We start from the raw sequence: 21,632 nt of genomic DNA, 5'->3' as shown, positions 1-21,632 counted from the left end.
TGAAATTATAACTTAAAATATTAATTATGAAAACTAGAAAATTTTTAGCCTCAGTAACTTTAGTCTTAGCATTCGGATTTACATCTTTCGCTCAAAAAACTGTAATGGTTGGTGGAGCTGCAATGTATCCAAATAAAAATATTATTGAAAATGCTGTTAACTCAAAAGATCACACGACTTTGGTTGCAGCGGTAAAAGCTGCAGATTTAGTAGAAACTTTAAAAGGCAAAGGTCCGTTTACTGTTTTTGCTCCAACAAATGCGGCTTTTGATAAATTGCCAAAAGGAACAGTAGAAACTTTACTTAAACCAGAAAACAAAAAAATGCTTCAAAACATTTTAACTTATCATGTAGTTTCTGGAAAATGGAGTTCTGCTGATATTGCAAAAGCAATAAAAGATGGAAAAGGAAAAGCAGCCATTAAAGCAGTAAATGGAGGTACACTAACTGCTTGGATGCAAGGTAAAGATTTATATATTACTGATGAAAATGGCAATAAATCTAAAGTAACTATTGCAGATGTTAACCAATCAAATGGTGTTATTCATGTTGTTAACGCGGTATTATTACCAAAGAAATAATTATCTCCAAAACATAACCTACGTTTACAAAAAGTCTTGCATTAATTGCAAGGCTTTTTACTTTTTGGCTGTCAAAGTACTTCCTGCTGAAGCAACTACAACACACACAACTGCTAAAATTTCATAAATACTAAGGCTTTCCTGAAGAAATATAAAAGCACAAATAGAAGCAGCGGCTGGTTCTAAACTCATTAAAATACTGAAAGTACGAGGCGGAAGCTGTCCTAAAGCTTTCATTTCTAAAGTAAAAGGAATTGCACTAGATAAAAGCGCAAGCGCAACACCCATTCCGAAAAGTTTTGGAGTTAGATTTGATAATCCAGTTTCTAGAAAACCAAAAGGTAAAACTAAACTAGCGGCAAATAACATTCCGATTGTTACGGCTTGACCATCGTTCATTATTTTTGAAATTTTCCCACCTAAAACAATATAAGCGGCCCAAAATGCTCCTGCTAAAAGTGCGCATAAAATGCCTATTGGATCTAAACGACCGTTTGTCCAAGGAGCAATTAGTAAAATTCCTATTGCTGCCAACAAAACCCAGCAATAATCTACTAAACGTTTTGAACCTGCAATTGCCAGTAAAAGCGGACCAACAAATTCTAAAGTAACGGCTAAGCCTATCGGAATTCTTTCTATAGCGAAATAAAAAATCAAATTCATAGCTCCTAAAGACAATCCATAAGGAATTACAATTTTCCATTGTTCTTTAGTAACTGCTTTTAAATTTGGTCTATAAGCTAAAAGTAAAATTAATGCCGAAATACCAATACGTAAAGATGCCGTTCCTGCAGCTCCAATTGTAGGAAATAATGTTTTGGCAATCGCTGCGCCACATTGTACACTAATAATTGCCAATAATACTGCTGGAACAGGAGGAAGGTTAATTTCTTTATTTTTCATAAGTAATGGTGCAGAAAAAGATATTCTCTGCATAAATAAACAATAATGTATTAGAATTAATTACCGAGCGCTCGCTTTGTTACATAAGCTCTATAACCGATAATTGCCATCTGCCATTTTTTTGCTTTTGAAATATCCAATCCTTGTTTGGTAAAACTTGGCAACAGTATTTTATTAAGTTTGGCTAAGAATTTATACATAGTAGATTTGTTTGTTCAAAGATATAAAAAAAGACTTTGTATTTGAAACAAAGTCTTTTGAGTCACAAAACGTAAAGTGTTTTATATCTTAAGAATCAAATTTTCGTCTCCGTCTGTTTGTCTGTTGATTGCATTTTTTGGAGCTTCCATCCATCCAGTTTTATTAATGACGAATTTAAAAAGATGTGTTTTGTCTTTTTCAAATTGTGATTTTGGAAGTGATAATTCGAAAGTGTTTTTGTTCTTTCTAATCATTTGATAATCTTTATCATTTGGATTCCAATTTTCAAATGAGCCCGCAATAGATACACTCTTAATCAAATCTGAATTTAAAGTTTTATCATGTTCGTAAGTAAAAACTACTTTATCACCAATTATTTTATAACCATAAATTCCAGATTGTTTTTTGTTTTCGCTCAATAAATCATTAGAAAGTTTTACAATAGCTTCGCCTAAAGCATTTGCTGTATTTTCGTCACTAATATTTACAATTATAGAAAGTCCTAATTTACGTTCGGGATAAATAACGAGCATATTTTGCGTTCCGAATGCACCGCCATGTTTCCAGCAATTTTTGCCATTTTCATCCACCTGAATATAATCCCAGAAATAACCGTTCCAAGTTGTCGAACTGTTTAAGAGATTTCGTTGTGATTCTTGAACGATTTTATTTTTTGTATTTAATTCATAAGCAATAAATTTGGTTAGATCACTTAAAGTAGATTTTAAACGACCGGCAGCACCCCAAAGATTATCAGAAATGCTTGGCATTAAAACTCCTTTTAAATTATAACCATTTGCAACTACCACATTAGAACTTAAATTTATTCCTGTTGATGTCATTTCGAGTTTAGAAAAGATATTTTCTTTTAAAAGCGTTTCATAACTTTTCTGATATACATTTTCTAAGATATGCGCCGTCAGATTAAGACTTCCGTTACTGTATTTAAATTTTGTTCCTGGTAAAGTATCTAATTTTATAGTTTTAAGATCTTCAAAAAAATTATCACGATTATAAGATTTATCTAACTTTTTAAAAGCCAGATAACTACTGTCGTTACGGTTCTTTCTTAATTCGTCGGTATCAGGAAGATCTTTACTAAAACCAGTTCTAAAAGAAACTAAATCTTTAATGGTAATCGGAGTTCCATTATATTCTAAATTTGGATAATTGCCATTCAGGTATTTTCTGATATCTTCGTCAGGATTTAATTTTCCTTCTAAAACCGCTTGAGCAGCCAGTAATCCTGTAAATAATTTAGTTATTGAAGCTACTTCGAATATCGTATTATTATTGGCAATATTTTCTTTTCCTTTATCAATTTCGCCATAATGCCTTGTGTACGTTTTGCCATTTTTGACAACACCAATCGAAATTGAATTTGCTTTTGATTTTTGCATCAATATCGAAGCTGTTTTGTCCATCGATATAAAAATGTTTTTTTCGATTGTGCTTTGCTGTGCTAGAATTGAAAACGTAAAAAAGAGAAGTAGTACTGAAAGATTTCTTTTCATTTTGAGCAATTTTAAAAATTAAATAAAGTTTAAAACTGAAAAAAAACCAGCGTAAAACACTGGTTTTTAAAATTCTGAATAAAGTATAATTAAGCTTTTTTGTTTTGTCTTTCCATTTCCTTCATGTCCTTTTCATGCTGTTTCATATCTTTCTCATGCTGCTTCATTTCTTTAGCATGTTGTTTCATATCTTTTGCATGTTGCTTCATATCAAGCTCATATTGTTTCATGTCTTGCTCGTATTGCTTCATAGTGTTTGAATAATCAGAATCGTTTGCGAAATTAAACTTAAAGTCATAATTGAATTTTTCCATTTTCGCATTGAATTTCTCCATCGCAATTTCATACTTTGCCATTTCTTTCTCGTAAATAGCTTCTCTTTGAGACATTATTTCTTCAATCTGTTTTTCGTAAGCAGACATATCAGGTTCAAAAGCTGCCATTTTTTTCTCAAATTCTTCCATCTCTTTTTCAAATTTGCTCATTGCAACTTTATCTTTTGGATTTTTTGGAGGTACAGGAGGTTTTGGCATTTTAGACATATCAACTGTTGGAGCAACTGGCATTGGACCAGAAGGAAAAGCTGGAGGCGTTGGTGGTGTAGGAGGCGTTACGTCTGAATCTCCATAATTATGCACAACAACTCTTTCATTTCTGATTATAATTGGCGCTTTCATATTTTTATCAGCATTAATTACAATAGCTTTAGTTCCATTTTCATCAGTGCCAATTGCAATTTCGCAATCTTTTATTGCTTTGTTTCCATCAATTTTAATGGTTTGTTTTTTTCCAGATTCAGATTTTGTTTGAATTTGGATAGCTGTCAATTCTTTATCAGAATTTCTTTTTACATCAGAAACTTCAACATCAAGATTATGATTAGTTTTTAGTTTTGAAGTAAGATCCTTCAATTCTTGATCTGTAGTGTTTTTTGTAATTTTAATAATTTCTTGTTCGTCTTTAATAGTATCTTTTTGAACAACTGCTAAATTTTCTTTTTTCTCTTGTGCAATTGTTTTAATTTGGAATAAAAGAACAAATGCGCCCAATGCTGGAATTACGGCATAATATTTCCAATAATTCCTTTTGTTTGATTGATTCTTGTTTAACATGACAATTCGTTTTTTGATTAATGATTGATAAAAATGATTGGTGATAGCAACGCATGTATCGTGCGTTGTAATTTTTAAAAGTGTGTATTGATACGCTTTTTTGTCGGTAATTTTTTTAGAAGCTTCATAATCTGCAATAAATTCGAGATTTTGTAAAATGGCTTTTTTATAAAGCCACACAATTGGATTAAACCAAAATAGAATACAAAAGATTCTCGAAATTAAAACATCAATAGTATGGTTTTGATCGCTGTGCACTTTTTCATGCTCCAAAATATTTTCTAATTCGGCAGCCGTATACAGTGATGAGTTGTAAACAATATAATCGAAATAGGAAAAAGGAGCGATGTTTTCATTTACGTCGATGAATTTAAAATCTTCTTGCTGTTCTACTTTTTTTCCTTTTAAAACAGCATTCAAACTATAAAAATCAAGAGCGAATTTTATCATAAAAGCGATGAAACCAATTCCGTAAACCGCTAGAAGAACTAAATTCCAATTTATTTCAAAACTTTCTTTTTCAACCGCAGTTACATTTGAGGTTTGAAGAGGTTTATAAACTATAACATCTTGATCAGAGATTGGAATATTTTTTACTTCAGTTCTTTCAATTGTTGGAATTGCAATTGGTTCTGGCGGCGCTTCAACCCAAATTACTTTTGTATAAACCACAAAAGGCAAAACTAGAGAAGTAATTAGTCCCGCTAATAAAAACCAACGACTGCTATTAAAAAATGTCTCTTTGCGAAGTAAAAAAATGTAAGCAAAATAAAATGTTGCTAAAAGTCCGCTTGATTTTAAGATAAAAATAAAAAGTGCTTCCATACTATGCTTATTTACTTTCTTTTGGATTTTCGATCATGTCTAAGATTTCTCGTAATTCGTCTGCAGAAATTTTTTCTTCTTTAGCGAAAAAAGAAACCATGCTTTTGTAAGAACTATTGAAATAATTATCAATTGCAGTATTCATAAAACCTTTTCGGTAATCTTCGATACTTACAGCCGGATAATATTGATGCGTGTTTCCAAAAGCATTGTGTGCAACATAACCTTTATCTTCCAAATTACGCACTATAGTCGATAAGGTATTGTAATGTGGTTGATCTTCTAAAATCTCTGCTTGAATTTCTTTTACAAAAGCCTTTTTCAGCTTCCATAAAATATGCATGATTTCTTCTTCTTTATTGGTTAGTTTTTGCATTTTGTTTTTTATTTAAATCGTTTATTTACGAGTTTCGATTTCAATTACGCCATTTGTGCCCTTGTCGCCGTATTTTCCAATTGCCTCAGTTCCTTTTAAAACATTAACAGATTCGATATTTTTTACATCTATACTTTCATAGTTGAAATCGCTTGGCATTTCTTCTCCATCAACAACAATTAACTGATTTCCAAGTTTCTTTTTTGTTGAGTTTTTGTCATTAGATTCATTGATTGTTTGAATTCCAATTTTTGTATCTCCATTTTTATAAGTTATAACAACTACACCAAATTCGTTTATAGTTTGATTTTCAGAATTTTGAATTGATTTCGCATTCTGTTTTCCTTTTTTAATATCAACTACAATTGAAGTTAGTTCATTTGATGCATTTCTTTTTACATCAGAAACTTCAAATTTTACCTTGTGTTGTTTCTGTAAATTGTTTTTAATTTCGTTCAATTGAGCATCCGTAGAACTTTTAGTGATTTTAAAAACAGCTGTAGATTCTATATTTGATTCATTTTTTTCGTTAGTAATTTGCGGTCTTTCTTTTGCAATTACTTCCATTTGAAATAAGAATAAAACAAAAGCGGCAATTACAGTAACTACAGCATAATATTGCCAAGAATTTTTCTTTTTTGATTGATTTGTGTTTGACATAATGATTCGTTTTTTGATTGATGATTGATTAATAAATAATTATTTTTTTGTTTCAATTTCAATTACACCATTTGTTCCTTTGTCACCATATTTAGCGATGGCTTCAGTTCCTTTGAAAATGCTTACAGATTCAATATTTGCCGGTTTTATGCTATTCATATCAAAAGAAGATGGCATTTCTTCACCGTCAACAATTATCAGCTGATCAACTAGTTTAGATTTTGCTCCATTTGAAACAACAACTTTCGAATCTTTATCATTAGAAGTAATAACAATTTTTGTAGCCGATTTACCATCGTTATCTGTCGTTACAAAAGTGCTAGTAGCTGTATTAGTAACGATGTTAGTTTTTGTATTAGTATTAGAAGTAGTGCTAGCATTGGTTTCTGTTTTAGTTTTTAGTTTTTTGCTAGTTGCAGTTTTTGGTTCTTTCTCTTGAGAATTATCTGCAGTTTTAATTCCGATTTTTGTGTCTCCGTTTTTATAGTCGATAACTAAAACTCCAAATTCATCTATAGCTTTACCATCAGATGTCTGTACAGATTTTACTGTTTGTTTTCCCTTTCTAACATCAACAACAATCGAAGTTAGCTCGTTTGAACCATTTCTTTTTACATCAGAAACTTCAAATTTTACATCGTGTTTTTTTTGCAAATTGTCTTTGATTTCTGCCAATTCAGAATCTGTCGTTTTTTTTGTAATTGTATAAACATTTACAGATTCAATATTTGACTCTTTGTCAACTACGATTTGTGACTTCTCTTTTGCAATTACTTCAACCTGAAATAATAAAACAAAAGCTGCAAGCGCTGGAATTACTACATAATACTTCCAAGAATTTCTCTTTTTTGATTGATTTGTGTTTAACATAACGATACGTTTTTTGATTAATGATTGATAAAAATGATTAGTAATGGCAACACAGTTTTCGTGTGTTGTTATTTTTAAAAGCGTGTATTGATACGCTTTTTTATCTAAAAGTTTTTTAGCTGCTTCGCTGTCTGCAATAAATTCAAGATTTTGTGTAATTGCTTTTTTATAAAGCCAAACAACAGGATTGAACCAGAAAATAATACTGAAAAGTCTAGAAATCAATACATCTATAGTATGATTTTGATCGCTGTGTACTTTTTCGTGTTCGATAATACTCTCTAATTCTGAAGCCGTGTACAGTGATGAATTGTAAACGATATATTCGAAATAGGAGAAAGGAGCAATGTTTTCGTTAATATCAATGAATTTGAAATCGGCTTGTTGCTGTATTTTTTTTCCTTTAATAATGGCATTCAAACTATAAAAATCTATTGCCAATTTGATAATGAAAACAATAAAACCCAGTCCGTAAATTCCTAAAATGATTTGATTCCAATTGAATTCGGGCGATTCTTTTTCTATAATATTCACATTTGATTGAATACTATCTAAAACTGGAGTCGACTCAATCCATACAACTTTGGTGTAAGTTAGTAAAGGCAAAACGGCTGATACTATTAAACCAGATAATAAAAACCATCTGTTACTGTTGAAAAAAGTTTCTTTGCGCAATAAAAAATAATAGGCGCAATAAAACATAAGCATTAAGAACCCCGACTTAGCGATATAAATGAAAATTGCCTCCATAATCAAATTATTTTTCTTCGTTTTTATTTTCTATCATTGATAAAATTTCTCTCAATTCATCTGCTGAAATTTTCTCTTCCTTAGCAAAAAAAGAAACCATGCTTTTATAAGAACTGTTGAAATAATTATCAATTGCAGTTTTCATAAATCCTTTTCTGTAATCTTCTATTGCAACTATTGGAAAATATTGATGTGTGTTTCCAAAAGCATTGTGTCCAACATATCCTTTTTCTTCCAAATTACGCACAATAGTAGATAATGTGTTGTAATGTGGCTGATCTTCAGTAATTTCTGCTTGAATTTCTTTTACAAAAGCTTTTTTAAGCTTCCATAAAATCATCATAATTTCTTCTTCTTTGTGTGTTAACTTCTGCATCTTCTCTAATTTTAATTCAAACCTACAACTATTTTTTTAGTTACACAACTATAAAAATAGTTATTTAACTAAAAATTAAGTTTGATTTGATTTTAAAGCGCAAAAAAGCTATTCAAATTTAATTGTAATAAATTGAATTATAATGTTTTAAGAAGTTAAAATTTTCTATTGAGGTTTTTCTGTGACTAAAGCATTTTTAATCCATAAACAGCAACCTGTTGCCAAAACGCCAATGCAAGCCATAAATAACCAGTTGATTTGATAACCCAAGCGAGTAATGATTTCAAAACCAACTTTTGAACTGATTATGTGTGCTAAACTAAAACTCATGGTATAAAGTGCCATGTAGCGACCTTCTTGTCCGCGTGGTGCACGGCTCAACGCAAAAGCATTAGAAAAAGGAAAGGTTAGAACTTCGCCGACAGAAATGCAAATCATGCTGACAACCAATATTCCTGCCCAAAAATTAATAAGTAGCAAAAAGAAACTCGATGCCATAATAAAAGAACCTACAATAATAATTCTGATTTTAGCAAAACCTTTTCTTTCTAAAAAGCCAACTGTAGGCATTTCTAAAGCAAAAATCAAAAGTCCGTTGAGCGTCATTAATAACCCAGTTTGGAATTCGCTTAAACCAAATTTTTCGTTATGATATAAAGGTAAAGTCGTAAAAAGCTGAAAGAAAATCATAGCCGTAATAAAACTCACAAATAAGAAAACCCAGAAAATCTTGTCATGAAAAACCGATTTTACATCTCCAGCACTTTCTGTTTTATCTTCATAAACTACTTTTTTCTTTTCTTTTACTAAAAAGGCGAAAATTAATATCGAAATAATACAAGAAGAACCATCAACCCAGAAAAGACCAGAATATCCCATTCCCATAATAATTAGTCCGCCGAGAGCTGGACCAGCTGCAAAACCTAGATTTACTGCCAGACGAACAAGTGTTAAAGCACGAGTTCTATTTTCGGGTTTTGCATAAGCGCCCAAAGACACGAACATGGCTGGTCTAAACATATCTGCAATAGTCATTAAGAGAAACATGGCAATACAAAGTGACCAGAAATGTGTAATATATTGTACAAAGAAAAGAGAAACACCGCTGGTAAATAAGCTGAAAACCATTATTTTATAAAATCCAATTTTGTCTGAAAGTTTTCCGCCAAGCCATGAACCCAACATAGAACCGAAGCCAAAAGCAACCATAATCCATCCAACTTGATTGTACGAAAAATGAAGATCTTCTTTTAAATATTTGGACAAAAACGGAAGTACCATTGTTCCGGCACGATTGATAAAAGTTACAATTGCAAGAATCCAAATTTCTCTAGAAAAACCTCTGAAATTATTAATGTAGTGGGTAAAAGCGTTTTTGAGCATTTTGTGTGATAAATTATCGCAACAAAGTTAGCAAACTTTGTCAGCTTAAGTGGTTGTCGTTTTGTTACTTTTGAACTATTTTTGCATAAAATTTCTAAGATGAAAACTATCTACGCCCTAGTTTTATTGTTTGTTTTTAGTTTTGGCTTTGGTCAAAAAAAGTTTAGCAAAAATGAAGTGTTAAAATTTCAGAAGAAACTGAATTCGGAATTTGCTGATTCTAAGACAAGTCCGTTAATGGCTAAAGATTTAAAAACTTTTAAAAGCTTAGAGTTTTATCCTATTTCGGAGACTTATTTTGTAAATGCAACTTTGGTAAAAGCAAAAGGCGGAAAAGTTTTTGAAATGAAAGAATCTGGAAAATATACCTCAAAATATATCAAATACGGTACTTTAAATTTTAAAATAAATGGAAAAGCGTTTAAGCTTGCCGTTTATCAAAACTTGGAACTTATAGTACAAGAAAAATATAAAAATTATCTGTTTTTGCCATTTTCCGATTTAACAAGCGGAAAACAAAGTTACATCGGTGGTCGTTATATCGATTTGCAAATTCCGAAAGGAAATACAATTGCGATTGATTTTAATCAGGCGTATAATCCGTATTGTGCTTATAATTACGAATATTCTTGTCCGCTTGTACCGCTAGAAAATGATTTGAAAATCGAAATTAAAGCGGGAGTAAAAGATTTTCATTAATGGAATTTTTCAATTTTCATACACATCATTTTACCAATCAACAAAATGTTTTAGAGTTGGTAAATCAATATCCAAAAGATTTTGATTCTTCGATTGCATTTTATTCTATCGGAATTCATCCTTGGTATATTGATGAAAATCGAGTTGCTGAAGATTTGAAAATTATAGAAGAAAAACTGCAAATAGAAAATTGTTTGGCAATTGGCGAATGTGGTTTAGATAAACGAATTGAAATTCCGTTAGAATTGCAGGTTTCTGTTTTTGAAAAGCAATTAGAATTGGCACAAAAATTCAAAAAACCAGTTGTTATTCATTGTGTAGCCGCTTTTCAGGAAATAACGGCAATTAAGAAAAGAATGAAAATTTCTGTTCCAATGATTATTCATGGTTTTTCGAAGAATAAACAATTGGCAGAGCAATTAATTAAAGACGGATTTTATCTTTCATTTGGGAAATATTTATTGAAGAACCCAGATTTAAAATCAGTTTTTCAAGCAATTCCAAATGATCGTTTTTTTTTAGAAACGGATACAATTGAAGAAACAATTCAGCAAGTTTATGAATTAGCTTCTGAATATAAAGATTTAAATATAAATGAATTAAAAGGTATTATTTCAAGTAATTATAAAAGTGTTTTTTAATTGAAAAGCAGTTTGAAAGTTTGTCACCCTGAGCGAAGTTGAAGGCACTTCAATTAGAAACGGGCTTCGACTTTGCTCAGCCTGACACTTGAAACCTGAAACCTGAAACAAAAAATTAAAACAAAAACAAAAAATACAAAATATAGAATATGGCAGAATGGACAGAAAGAGCAGAGCTTTTGTTTACTAAAGAAGGATTAGAAAATTTACAAAAAGCAAATGTTTTAGTTGTAGGATTAGGAGGAGTTGGATCTTTTGCAGCCGAATTTTTGGCAAGAGCAGGAGTAGGGAATATGACAATTGTTGATGGAGATGTTGTGGATATTACCAATATAAACCGTCAATTACCGGCATTACATTCAACAGTTGGAGAACCAAAAATCACTATTGTTGGTGATCGTTTGATGGATATTAATCCAGAATTGAAACTGACACGCGTTAAAGAATTTCTTTCTCCAGAGCGAGCTTTCGAAATAGTTTCTCCAGAATTCGACTATGTTTTGGACTGTATTGATAGTATTACGCCAAAATTAAATTTGATTATTGCGGCAAAACGCAAAAGAGTAAAAATCATCAGCAGTATGGGAGCTGGCGGAAAAATGCTGGCTTCAAAAGTAAAAGTTGCGGATATTTCTAAAACAATCAATTGTTATTTTTCAAAAACAATTCGCAAGCGTTTGAAAGCGGTAAAAATCAATAAGTTGAAAGTAGTTTTTTCATCAGAAATTCAAAACGAAAAAAGTTTAAAATTAACTGACGGAAAAAATTTCAAAAAATCTTTCTACGGAACGAATAGCTACATGCCAGGGTTATTCGGTCTTCATGCCGCAGAAACTGTAATTCGTTATTTGATTTCGAACGAAAAATAAGGTTCTAAGATGCTAAGATTCTAAGTTGCTAAGGTTTATCTTTGAATACTTAGAATCTTTGTAAAAAAATAAACCTCAAATCATAAAAAACTTAGAACCCTAGTTCCTTAGAACCTCAGAACCTTTAAAAAAATGATTAAAACAGTAATTTTTGATATGGATGGCGTAATCGTAGACACGGAGCCAGTTCATCGTTATGCATATTATTTACAATTTTCAGAATTAAATATAGAAGTGCCAGAAGAAATGTACACTTCATTTACTGGTTTTTCTACTCGAAATACTTTTCAGACTTTAAAAAGTTATTTTCCATCTGTAGAGCAGGAAGTTGAAGATTTGATTCAAAGAAAAAGAACGATTTTTAATGATGCTTTTGATACCAAAGAAGATCTGTATCTTTTAGACGGAGTTGAAGATTTAATTAAAGATTTGTATAGCAACGGAATACAGTTGATTTTGGCTTCTTCAGCTTCAAAAGTTACTATAGATCGAGTTTTTACAAGATTTAATCTTCATCAATATTTTACGCATATTGTGAGCGGTGAAGATTTTCCGCAATCAAAACCAAATCCAGCAATTTTTATTCACGCTGCTTCTTTATCAATTGCTCCAAAAGATGAATGTATTATTATAGAAGATAGTACAAACGGAATAAAAGCAGCAAAAGGAGCTGGAATCTATTGTGTAGGATATAAAAGTGAACACTCAAATCTACAAGATTTATCTGAGGCAGATTTAGTTATAGATCATTTTAACGAACTAAATGCTGAAAAAATATCACAGCTTAAGCCTTGAATTATATTAAATTTAACATTTGTTCCCTATTTGAATTTGTAAATTTGAAATAAAATAAAAAAACACCAAATAATGAAAAAAATACTTATTGCATTAGCCCTGATTTTAGCGCCATTAGCATCAGAAGCACAAGTAAAAACGCCACAAGCGAGTCCAAAAGGATATATAAAACAAACTGTAGGTTTAACAGATGTTGAAGTTACTTACTCAAGACCAGGTGCAAGAGGAAGAGCTGTTTTTGGAAATTTAGTTCCGTTTGGAAAATTATGGAGAACTGGAGCAAACGAAAATACAATTATTAATTTCAGTGATGACGTTATTATTGACGGTAAAACATTGAAAAAAGGGAAATATGCAATTTACACTGTTCCAAGAATTGAAAGCTGGGATGTGATTTTTTATCTTTCTACAGATAATTGGGGATTGCCAGAAAATTGGAGCGAAGCTTATGTAGCATTGAAAACTACTGTAAAAGAAGATGCTCTGCCAACTCCGGTAGAAACATTTACAATTGGAATAAATGGCTTAGATCCGAATTTTGGTTATTTAGAAATGGCTTGGGAAAATTCTCATGTAGCTTTAAAATTTGAAGTGCCAACTGCAAAAACTGCCATTGCAAGTATTGATAAAACGTTAGCTGGACCATCATGGAACGATTATTATGCTGCGTCTCAATATTTATTTCAATCAAATGGAAATATCGAATTATCTAGAACTTATGTTGATAAAGCGTTGGATATGAGTACTGATAAACCTTATTATGTAACAAGATTAAAATCTTTGATTCAAGCAAAACAAGGAGATAAAAAAGGTGCAGTAGAAACAGCAAAAGCTTCTTTAGCTTCTGCAGAAGCTGCTAACAATGCTGATTACGTAAAATTGAATAAAGACAGTATCGCTGAGTGGAGTAGATAAGTTTTTAAAATTTCAATTATAAAATTTCAAATTCCAAAGCTTTCGGGTTTTGGAATTTTTTTATGCTGTTTATTTAACCGCAAAGCACGCAAGGTTTTTTTATTATAGCATTTTTTGAAAACGCAAAGTTCGCAAAGCTTTGTGTAAAAAACTTTGCGAACCTTGCGTAATTCCTTGCGTCTTTGCGGTTAAAATCAATTCATACTTGGAGGTTCAGGAATTTTAACCGTTTTTTTTATCTTTTTAATTAAGAGATAAAACGTAATTCCTCCTAAAATAATTAGCAAAGCAATTTGTAATTGTCCAATGCTATTATTTTTATTATACATCGAATTGGCAAGAGCAAGTTTTGCTTTTCCTTCTTCAATCTGAATTTCCGATAAAGATTCTAAAGTTTTAAGAGCTTGACCGCTTGAAGTGGCAATTTTATTCCAATCTTTGTTTTCAACCTGTTTGTTGATTTCTTTGCAGGAACTTAAAAAAGCATCAAAATATTGTTTTTCTTTATTTGTTAAAACAGTTTTGGCATACAAATCATCAATATTATGAATAATATCTAGAGTATGGATGATTTCGTTTTTCTTGATATTATCACTTAAATCAAGCTTTTCAGCTTCTGCTTTTATAAAATGAAGCTGTTTAGAATATTGAAAAATGTAATGTGCAACAACTAATCGATCTTTATAAATCGCATTTATATTGTCGTTTACATTTTTTGAATTCAAAAGTGTATTAAAATTCCCCAACAAAATAAGTAGCATCACTATCAAAAGAACAAAAGCAGCTTTGGTTTTATTGCTGTATTTTTTTAAATCTTTCATAATGATAATTTTTTGAGATTCTGAAATTTAATCGAGCATTCTATTTTCAATGAGTTCTATATTTTTTATAGATGACAGCGGAGTAATTTTAACTTTTTTATCTCCTTTAGCAATATAAAAATAGTACAGACTGTTATTGCCAATTAAAAATACTTCTTTAGATTCTCCTTCATTAAAATCCAACTGATAGGTATATTTCAATTTGTTGTTTTTTAATTTTTCTCTTCCAGCGTATCCACCAGCAAGTCCGTAACCTAAAAAGAATGATAGCAAAAAAATAACAAGAGATTTGATTGCAATTCCATTGTAATAACTTTTAGTTTCTTCTGGAGATAATGAGTCAGTTGATTTTAGTTCAAAAGATCTTTTAACGAAGGCTTTGTCTTTATTTTTAGCCAAATATTTAGGAAGATAAAAGTGCAGTAAAAAAAGTGTAATTATGGCACCTAAAATAATCGGATTTGAAGTAAACTCTGCAATAGGACTAATTAAAACGTCCATTATTGTTGAGTATCTTAAGATGTTGATTCCGAATTGATAATAATAAATGCTATCTTTTAAGATTCCCATTAATATTAGGAAAAGATAACCGAATGGTAATAGTTTTTCTAAATCGTCTGAAATTTTCATTTATAATTTGTCCAGTTAAAATTAGTTTAGTTTTTGGATGTAAAACTTTTTGGTCGGTTTTACAGATTACTAAAATAGTGTTTTTTACTTACAATTCTGGATGAATTAATATTTTGAAAAAGAAGATTTATTTAGATTTTTCGTTTCAGATTTCAACTGCCTTTTTTTGTTTGGCAAATAGTAAAAATGCAACAAATGCAAAATTTAGTATTGGAATAAAATTAAAAATCACAAAATTTGGATTAGCATTTAAATCTCTTAAGCGTCTTGTTGTAACGGCTTGCATTGGAACAAAGGTGAATAATACAATTAAACAAGTATAAAAAATGTAAAGAATTTTTTCATTGTCTAAGTTTACCTTTCTATTTAAATCAATTGCAATGTAATAAGATAAAATATTAAATAATACATAAATTCCATATTCAATTCTTCCCGATTTTTCTGTGAAAGATGAATAGAAGAATAGTAGATTTTTTACTTGCATATATAATTCTTGCAGATTTCTATTCTAAAATCAATTCATTTTCATCTGATTTTCCTTTAAAAAACAAAAACTGAAGTAATAATGCCAACACAATTGTCAAAATCGCTCCAATGAAATTAAGCCATAGATAGCCCAGTTTTTCTTGTTTGTAAACCATAAAATAAAAGATTACGAAAATGGTCAATTGACTAATAATAGCACTAATAAACATTGGTTTTGCCTGAACGCGTCTTAAATAGAAACCAACTAAGAATATTCCTAAAACAGTTCCATAAAAAATAGATCCGATGATGTTTACAAGCTGTATTAAATTCTCAAATAAAGTTCCGACACAAGCAAAAAGTATGGCTATAATTCCCCAAAAAAGAGTGAAGAATTTAGTCACATTCAAATAATGCTTTTCTGATTTCGGTGTTTTCTGATTTCGTTTATAAATATCAATCGCTGTTGTAGAAGCCAAAGCAGTCAATCCTGAAGCTGTAGAAGACATTGCGGCAGAAAGAATAACGGCCAATAACAATCCGATTAGACCTTTTGGTAAATAATGCAGGATAAAGTGAAAGAATACATAATCTTTGTCGTTGGTTTCTGTATTACTGTCTGCTTTTAAAATTATTTCTTTGGCTTTGTCGCGTAAATCTTTTTCTTTATTAGATAAAGCGACCAATTCTTTACGCAAAATAGGATTGTCATAATCTTGATTTAACTGGTCGATATACAACAAGTTTATTACTTTTTTGTCTTCGGATAGTTTTACTAATTTTTGCTCTAAAGCGTGATATTCGTCTTTATAAACCGATTTCTCAATTGCAATTTTATTGTTTGGATTAAAATTTAACGGAACTGGATTGAATTGAAAAAACACAAAAACCATAACTCCTGTCAAAAGAATAAAAAACTGCATCGGAACTTTTAAAAGTCCATTCATTATCAATCCCATCTGACTTTCGCGCACTGATTTTCCAGACAAATAACGCCCAACTTGCGATTGATCTGTTCCAAAATAGGCAAGAGCCAAAAAGAAACCTCCAGTAATACCACTCCAAATGGTGTATTTTTCTTCTGGATCAAAAGAAAAATTTACAATGTCCATTTTATCATTCGCACCAGCAATATGAAGCGCGCTATTAAAAGTCATATCGTTTGGAAGATAATGTAGAATCAGGAAAAAAGTGATAAACATTCCAGACATAATTACAAACATCTGTTGTTTTTGAGTTACGTTTACAGCTTTTGTTCCTCCAGAAAAAGTGTAAATAATTACTAAGACACCAATAATGATATTCATAACAGTTAAGTTCCATCCTAAAAGTGCCGATAGAATAATAGCTGGGGCATAAATGGTTAGACCTGTTCCTAAACCTCGTTGTACTAAAAACAAAATTGCCGCTAGAGAACGCGTTTTAACATCAAATCTTCTTTCTAAAAATTCGTAAGCCGTAAAAACTTTACTTTTATGATAAAGCGGAATAAATGTGACGCAAATTACAATCATGGCAATTGGCAATCCAAAATAAAATTGCACAAATCCCATTCCGTCATGATAAGCTTGACCAGGAGTAGATAAAAATGTAATGGCACTGGCTTGCGTTGCCATTACAGAAAGGCCGACAGTATACCAAGGCGTTTCGTTGTTTCCTAAAATGAAATCTTCAACGTTTTTACTACCTCGGGTTTTCCACGAGCCATATCCAACAATAAATAATAATGTTACAATAAGTACGATCCAGTCAAATAGCTGCATAGGTTATGAGTATAATTGCATGATTAAAACGAAAATAGCAATGTAAATTGCATTAACGACCAAAACGTAGGTATAACTTTTTTTCCATTTTTTTGTTTTTTTCGTTTCCATATTTTATTGCTTTAAATCTTGTTTAGGAGCTTCAATTGGCTGTTTCAGAGAAATAATATTCGATAATAATCTATAAGCGCCAGAAACTCCTTCTGGTAATTCTCTAAAGAAACTTAAACCAGTGTAAATGTAATATCCTTTTCCGTATGGAGCTACTAATAATGCACCATCTTTTGCAGATTCTCCTTTATCATGAGAAGATATAATAGGAGTGAAGGCTGCATCGTACTCATTTGGATAATATAAACCTTGTTCTTGTGTCCAACCCTGAAAATCTTTTTCAGAGATTTTATTTGGAGTATTTAAAACGGGATGATTTGGTGCTAAAAAGGTAATTTTAGCATTTTCTTCCGTTACTCGATCGTTTGATAATTTTAATGGATATGGCGCAATTTTATCTGTTACTAATTTTCCGTTAGTATTGTATTGCACAATCATATTTTTTCCGCCTTTTACAAAATTGAAAAGAATATTTTGTTTGTTAGCCAAAGCATTTACGGTATTGTACGCGCGAATTCCTGTAATAACTGTACTAAAAGAATCTAATCTTTCTGGTGTAATTTCTTCCGGTTTTAAAATAGAAACTTTGTATCCCATTTGCGCTAAACTTTCTGGAACTTCATCTCCAGCGCCCATAATATAAGCGATGGCATCACCAGAAGTTTTTAAGTCGATTCTGATACATTTTGATTCAGCCGATTTTAAAACCATTTGTTTTGTAATGTGATTAAAATCAATAATAGTTTGATCTTTGTCAAAACGTTTGCCATCGACAGTTGCAATACTTTTTGCCATCACTTCTTCAGGATTCACTGGCGGCGTTACTTCAAAATAAAAGATTTGTTCATTTCCTTTTTTATCCAAATCAAACGAAATTTCTTTAGGAGAAACTGTCCAGCTTTTTGGTAATTCTAATTGTAAATTTCCTTTTACATTATCTTTTCCAGCGCGAACTTTTACAGGAATCATTTTGCTTTTTGTATCTCTAAAAATCAAAACTCTTTCTAGAATAGATGTAGTAACTTCAGGAACAATATCAAGAAAATTATACATTTCACCTTTTACACCATCGTTGTATTTGTAAACAACAGTTCGTTCAAACGGAATTTCTACATCATTGATTTTTACATTAAAAACAACTTTTGTTTCTCTGATAATATCTGGAATTCCGATATTTTCTTGGTTTGAAACCGTGTACATTCCAACGGTTGCTTTTTCTTTTAACCAATATGGCTGTGTATATTCTAAATTTTCAGGAAGCTGTAATTGAAGATTTATTTTTTGATCGTTATTATTCTTTAAAGCAATATTTTGAGAAATAGTTTTATTATCAGGTAAAGTTTTTACGCTAACTAATTGCATATCAATATTACATCTGTTAATAGCTTCAAGATATAATTTAAGAGTACTTCCTGGAGTTGCTTCTTGTTCATTTGCAACAGCTTCAAGGTATAAACCAGAACATGATGCGATTATATTTTTTATTGCGTTAGATTTAATAGCTTTCCAATGATCATCTTCTAGAGCTTCAATCATGGCATAAGCTTTTACCAAATCTGGAATACTTGCCGAAGGTTTGTTGAAATCGTATTTTGAAATAATAGACGAAATTAAATCACCGATTGGTTTTCCGTTTTTAACGCGGTTCCAACTGGTATCAATTCCATCAAATAAATTATCTCGTTCTTTTGGAGTTTCACCGTTAATTAATTCTAGGTATTCTGTTTCTTCGCCACGAACTCCAGTGCTTCCAAAACCTTGAGATTGATGACGGCTTCGGCTTAAAGCAGCAATTTCTTGATTCGATTTCCCGATTCCGTTATAATAAACACCAGTTTCTAGCTTTGTGAATTTAGATTTATTTGCGGCATCAAATTTTTCTTGGCTTCCGTAAAACCACCAAGACGGATTGAAAAATTGACGTTTTACCTGCCAAGGAGCAACAAATTTTAATTGTTCAGGATAAACTTTTGGATCGTTTGTCAATTTAAAACTTTCAACACTCAACATTGCAGATGAAGTATGATGTCCGTGCGTAGTTCCAGGAGAACGATGATCAAATCTATTGATAATAATGTCTGGCTGAAATTTTCTGATGGTCCAAACAACGTCTGCAAGAACTTTATTTTTATCCCAAATATCTAAAGTTTCATCAGGATTTTTTGAAAAACCAAAATCATTCGCTCTCGAAAAAAATTGTTCGCCGCCATCAATTTTTCGAGCTTCAATTAATTCTTGAGTCCTTATAACTCCTAGCAATTCACGCAATTGCGGTCCGATTAAGTTCTGACCACCATCACCACGAGTTAAAGATAAGTAACCAGTTCTAGCATTCATGTCATTTGCCAAATACGAAATCATTCGGGTATTTTCATCATCAGGATGTGCGGCAACATATAAAACCGAACCTAAAAAGTTTAATTTTTTGATTTGATTGTAAATTTCAACTGAATTTAGTTTTTGTGGCTGCTGCGCAAATGAAATTTGAAAACTGATAAAAAATAAAAGAAAGATTTGAATCTGTATTTTTCTCATGCTGTGGTTAATTGTTTTTCTTTTAAGAGCTTCAAAAATACTAATTATTTTATGGAAGACTATTTAAATGAAATGTTAATGGTTGTTATTGATTTCTAATTTTTACAATAAGCAACAAAAAAGCTGCCAGTTTTTACACTAGCAGCTTTTTTTATAATTGAAAAATGAGAATAAATCTCTTTATTTTAATTTGTTTTCGGTATCAACGTAGCTTCCTGTAATGGTTACGTTACTTCCTTTAGTTACTTTTCCGTAAATAGTAATGGTAGAACTATTACCGATAAAGTTGATTTTAGCACCGCTGTTTAATGTCAAATTTCCCCAGATTACTACTGATCCTTCTACGTTTAAAACAGACTCACTGTTGATAACAAGTTGCGTTGGATTGGTCTGTTGGTATTTTCCTTGAGATAAACTTCCTCTCATATTAAATGTACCTTTACTGTTTAAAGTCAAATCACCAAGAACAGCAATCGAACCACAATGCGTTAAAACAGCACCAGAGTTTATAATAGCAGAATTAATAGCTGTGGCACCTTGATATGATTTAATATCATTAGAATTCAAAATCAAATTACTTCCTTGGTTGTATGGACCATAAGTTAAACAGCTTGCAAATGTAGTGTTTGGTTTTTCTAATTTAATGATTTTCAAACCGCCTGTTCCGCTGGCAACATAAATGTAGTTTCCGCTAGATTTTACATAGTTTGATGAACCTGCAATTCCAACAGAACCAAGTAAATTAAGCTGAGTTGCAGATTGGTAAACATTTAAACCTAAAGCTCCATTTGCAACAAACGCATAACCGTCATTAAAAGAAACTGCATTAGTAACATTATCTTCGCCAGCAACTGGAATTGCTAAAGTTTGTAATTTAGATCCGCTGTTGATGTCGTAAATGCCTAGACCATTACGGCCTTCAGAAACAAAAAGTTTTGTTCCGTCAATATCCATTGTTCTTTTAGCTCCGCTAATATCTGTAGAAGTTGCAAAGCTTTTTTGAAGAGCTAATGTTGATTGATTGTAAATATTTACACCTTTTGTTCCGCTTAAAGTAACTACTTTATCACTTGTTAAAGCAATAGAACGTAAGTCGGCAACAGCAACTTTTCCTGTAACAGCTTTAGTTGAAGTGCTTAATTTAAATAAACTTCCATTATCTCCCGTAACCGCAAAATAATTAGTTGTATTTGCAGCAACATCTGTTGTTACTCTGCTTTCTAAATAATTTGTTGTTAGTGAATTGGTAAGTAATCCAGAACTTAAAGGCATATTAAATACAATTGCTGGATTACCATTTAGCTGAGAATCTTTATCTACATCTTTTGCTGCACCGATAATTAAATTTCCATTAACATAAGTAAGCGAAGTAATATCTGTATTTGGAATCAAAGCCGAAGTAACTAATTTTGGCTTGTACGGATCAGAAACATCAATGACATCGATGGCTCCCGAATAAACATCACCTCTTGTAATATAAGAAACGTAAGCATAATTACCATTTACAGTTACGTGACTTGCCTGAAGTGTTCGTCCGTTAGCATCAACTGGCGGTTTTACTTCTGCAATTTGTACTAAAGGTAAAGTAGTGTTCGTTGTTTCGGCAGATTTACCAGTAGCTGAAACATTTTCGACTGAAATAACACCTGAATTAGTTAGGTCAATTCTCTGATTTAAGGCAGTTTGATCTGAGTTAATTGTAATGCTATTTACCGATTGGTTGTCGTTTCCATCATTATTATCGTCACAACCTATTAAAAGTGACATTGCTAAAAATGAAAATAAATAAACATTCTTTTTCATAAAATTTCGATTTGAGTTTTAAAAATTTGCTGCA

21 protein-coding genes are annotated in these 21,632 nt (G+C 31.2%); 6 read left to right on the top strand and 15 right to left on the bottom strand.

Annotation, left to right across the window (positions count from 1 at the left end; all coding sequences use genetic code 11):
* The first annotated feature begins 26 nt into the window (after positions 1-26).
* Entirely contained in the window at positions 27-581 is a 555-nt protein-coding gene (locus tag NYQ10_RS16865; protein ID WP_276173447.1) for a fasciclin domain-containing protein, read from the top strand.
* Positions 582-638: 57 nt separating this feature from the next.
* Here NYQ10_RS16865 and NYQ10_RS16860 read toward each other — a convergent pair whose 3' ends face one another.
* The 9 genes from NYQ10_RS16860 to NYQ10_RS16820 form a co-directional block, all read right to left on the bottom strand.
* Positions 639-1,484 carry an EamA family transporter gene (locus tag NYQ10_RS16860; protein WP_289877390.1) on the bottom strand — a complete coding sequence of 282 codons (846 nt, stop codon included), beginning with the start codon at positions 1,482-1,484 and terminating at the stop codon, positions 639-641.
* A gap of 56 nt (positions 1,485-1,540) precedes the next feature.
* The gene (locus tag NYQ10_RS16855) at positions 1,541-1,684 is read right to left on the bottom strand and encodes a hypothetical protein (protein ID WP_057123143.1); all 144 of its coding nucleotides are present in this window, start codon (positions 1,682-1,684) and stop codon (positions 1,541-1,543) included.
* An 81-nt stretch (positions 1,685-1,765) separates the two neighbouring features.
* Positions 1,766-3,199, bottom strand: a complete 1,434-nt coding sequence (locus tag NYQ10_RS16850) for a serine hydrolase (protein WP_289877389.1) — start codon at positions 3,197-3,199, stop codon at positions 1,766-1,768.
* A gap of 89 nt (positions 3,200-3,288) precedes the next feature.
* Positions 3,289-5,136, bottom strand: a complete 1,848-nt coding sequence (locus tag NYQ10_RS16845; RefSeq protein ID WP_289877388.1) for a M56 family metallopeptidase — start codon at positions 5,134-5,136, stop codon at positions 3,289-3,291.
* 7 nt (positions 5,137-5,143) lie between these two features.
* On the bottom strand, positions 5,144-5,512 hold the full coding sequence (locus NYQ10_RS16840; protein WP_276173454.1) for a BlaI/MecI/CopY family transcriptional regulator: 369 nt from the start codon (positions 5,510-5,512) through the stop codon (positions 5,144-5,146).
* A 21-nt stretch (positions 5,513-5,533) separates the two neighbouring features.
* On the bottom strand, positions 5,534-6,172 hold the full coding sequence (locus NYQ10_RS16835) for a TonB-dependent receptor plug domain-containing protein (RefSeq protein ID WP_289877387.1): 639 nt from the start codon (positions 6,170-6,172) through the stop codon (positions 5,534-5,536).
* 39 nt (positions 6,173-6,211) lie between these two features.
* Positions 6,212-7,792 carry a M56 family metallopeptidase gene (locus tag NYQ10_RS16830; RefSeq protein WP_289877386.1) on the bottom strand — a complete coding sequence of 527 codons (1,581 nt, stop codon included), beginning with the start codon at positions 7,790-7,792 and terminating at the stop codon, positions 6,212-6,214.
* A 7-nt stretch (positions 7,793-7,799) separates the two neighbouring features.
* Positions 7,800-8,168 carry a BlaI/MecI/CopY family transcriptional regulator gene (locus NYQ10_RS16825; protein WP_289877385.1) on the bottom strand — a complete coding sequence of 123 codons (369 nt, stop codon included), beginning with the start codon at positions 8,166-8,168 and terminating at the stop codon, positions 7,800-7,802.
* Positions 8,169-8,333: 165 nt separating this feature from the next.
* Complete coding sequence (locus tag NYQ10_RS16820) at positions 8,334-9,551, bottom strand: MDR family MFS transporter (protein WP_289877384.1); 1,218 nt, start codon at positions 9,549-9,551, stop codon at positions 8,334-8,336.
* A gap of 99 nt (positions 9,552-9,650) precedes the next feature.
* Between NYQ10_RS16820 and NYQ10_RS16815 the strand changes: the two genes are divergently transcribed.
* The 5 genes from NYQ10_RS16815 to NYQ10_RS16795 all read left to right on the top strand — a co-directional run bounded on the left by NYQ10_RS16815 (position 9,651) and on the right by NYQ10_RS16795 (position 13,470).
* Positions 9,651-10,250 (top strand): DUF1684 domain-containing protein, encoded by a 600-nt coding sequence (locus NYQ10_RS16815; protein WP_289877383.1) that lies wholly within the window; start codon positions 9,651-9,653, stop codon positions 10,248-10,250.
* The gene (locus NYQ10_RS16810) at positions 10,250-10,891 is read left to right on the top strand and encodes a TatD family hydrolase (protein ID WP_289877382.1); all 642 of its coding nucleotides are present in this window, start codon (positions 10,250-10,252) and stop codon (positions 10,889-10,891) included. Before NYQ10_RS16815 ends, NYQ10_RS16810 begins: the two co-directional genes overlap by 1 nt.
* A gap of 149 nt (positions 10,892-11,040) precedes the next feature.
* Positions 11,041-11,760: a tRNA threonylcarbamoyladenosine dehydratase gene (locus NYQ10_RS16805; RefSeq protein ID WP_289877381.1), complete on the top strand. Its 720-nt coding sequence runs from the start codon at positions 11,041-11,043 to the stop codon at positions 11,758-11,760.
* A gap of 132 nt (positions 11,761-11,892) precedes the next feature.
* Entirely contained in the window at positions 11,893-12,555 is a 663-nt protein-coding gene (locus NYQ10_RS16800; protein WP_289877380.1) for an HAD family hydrolase, read from the top strand.
* A 72-nt stretch (positions 12,556-12,627) separates the two neighbouring features.
* Positions 12,628-13,470, top strand: coding sequence for a DUF2911 domain-containing protein (locus tag NYQ10_RS16795; protein ID WP_289877379.1), 843 nt, complete (start codon positions 12,628-12,630; stop codon positions 13,468-13,470).
* A 194-nt stretch (positions 13,471-13,664) separates the two neighbouring features.
* Here NYQ10_RS16795 and NYQ10_RS16790 read toward each other — a convergent pair whose 3' ends face one another.
* From NYQ10_RS16790 to NYQ10_RS16765, 6 genes are all read right to left on the bottom strand, one after another.
* Positions 13,665-14,291, bottom strand: a complete 627-nt coding sequence (locus NYQ10_RS16790; protein WP_289877377.1) for an MCP four helix bundle domain-containing protein — start codon at positions 14,289-14,291, stop codon at positions 13,665-13,667.
* A 27-nt stretch (positions 14,292-14,318) separates the two neighbouring features.
* Complete coding sequence (locus NYQ10_RS16785) at positions 14,319-14,921, bottom strand: hypothetical protein (RefSeq protein ID WP_289877375.1); 603 nt, start codon at positions 14,919-14,921, stop codon at positions 14,319-14,321.
* Between the two features lie 145 nt (positions 14,922-15,066).
* Positions 15,067-15,405 carry a DUF805 domain-containing protein gene (locus tag NYQ10_RS16780; RefSeq protein WP_289877373.1) on the bottom strand — a complete coding sequence of 113 codons (339 nt, stop codon included), beginning with the start codon at positions 15,403-15,405 and terminating at the stop codon, positions 15,067-15,069.
* A gap of 19 nt (positions 15,406-15,424) precedes the next feature.
* The gene (locus tag NYQ10_RS16775) at positions 15,425-17,149 is read right to left on the bottom strand and encodes a sodium:solute symporter (protein ID WP_289877371.1); all 1,725 of its coding nucleotides are present in this window, start codon (positions 17,147-17,149) and stop codon (positions 15,425-15,427) included.
* A 114-nt stretch (positions 17,150-17,263) separates the two neighbouring features.
* Positions 17,264-19,795 carry a PIG-L family deacetylase gene (locus tag NYQ10_RS16770; protein WP_289877370.1) on the bottom strand — a complete coding sequence of 844 codons (2,532 nt, stop codon included), beginning with the start codon at positions 19,793-19,795 and terminating at the stop codon, positions 17,264-17,266.
* Positions 19,796-19,975: 180 nt separating this feature from the next.
* Positions 19,976-21,598 (bottom strand): hypothetical protein, encoded by a 1,623-nt coding sequence (locus tag NYQ10_RS16765; RefSeq protein ID WP_289877369.1) that lies wholly within the window; start codon positions 21,596-21,598, stop codon positions 19,976-19,978.
* Between the last annotated feature and the right edge of the window lie 34 nt (positions 21,599-21,632).

Origin of the sequence: Flavobacterium johnsoniae (assembly GCF_030388325.1) — a bacterium.
GTDB lineage: Bacteria > Bacteroidota > Bacteroidia > Flavobacteriales > Flavobacteriaceae > Flavobacterium > Flavobacterium johnsoniae_C.
This window is presented reverse-complemented; position numbering and strand designations above follow the sequence as displayed.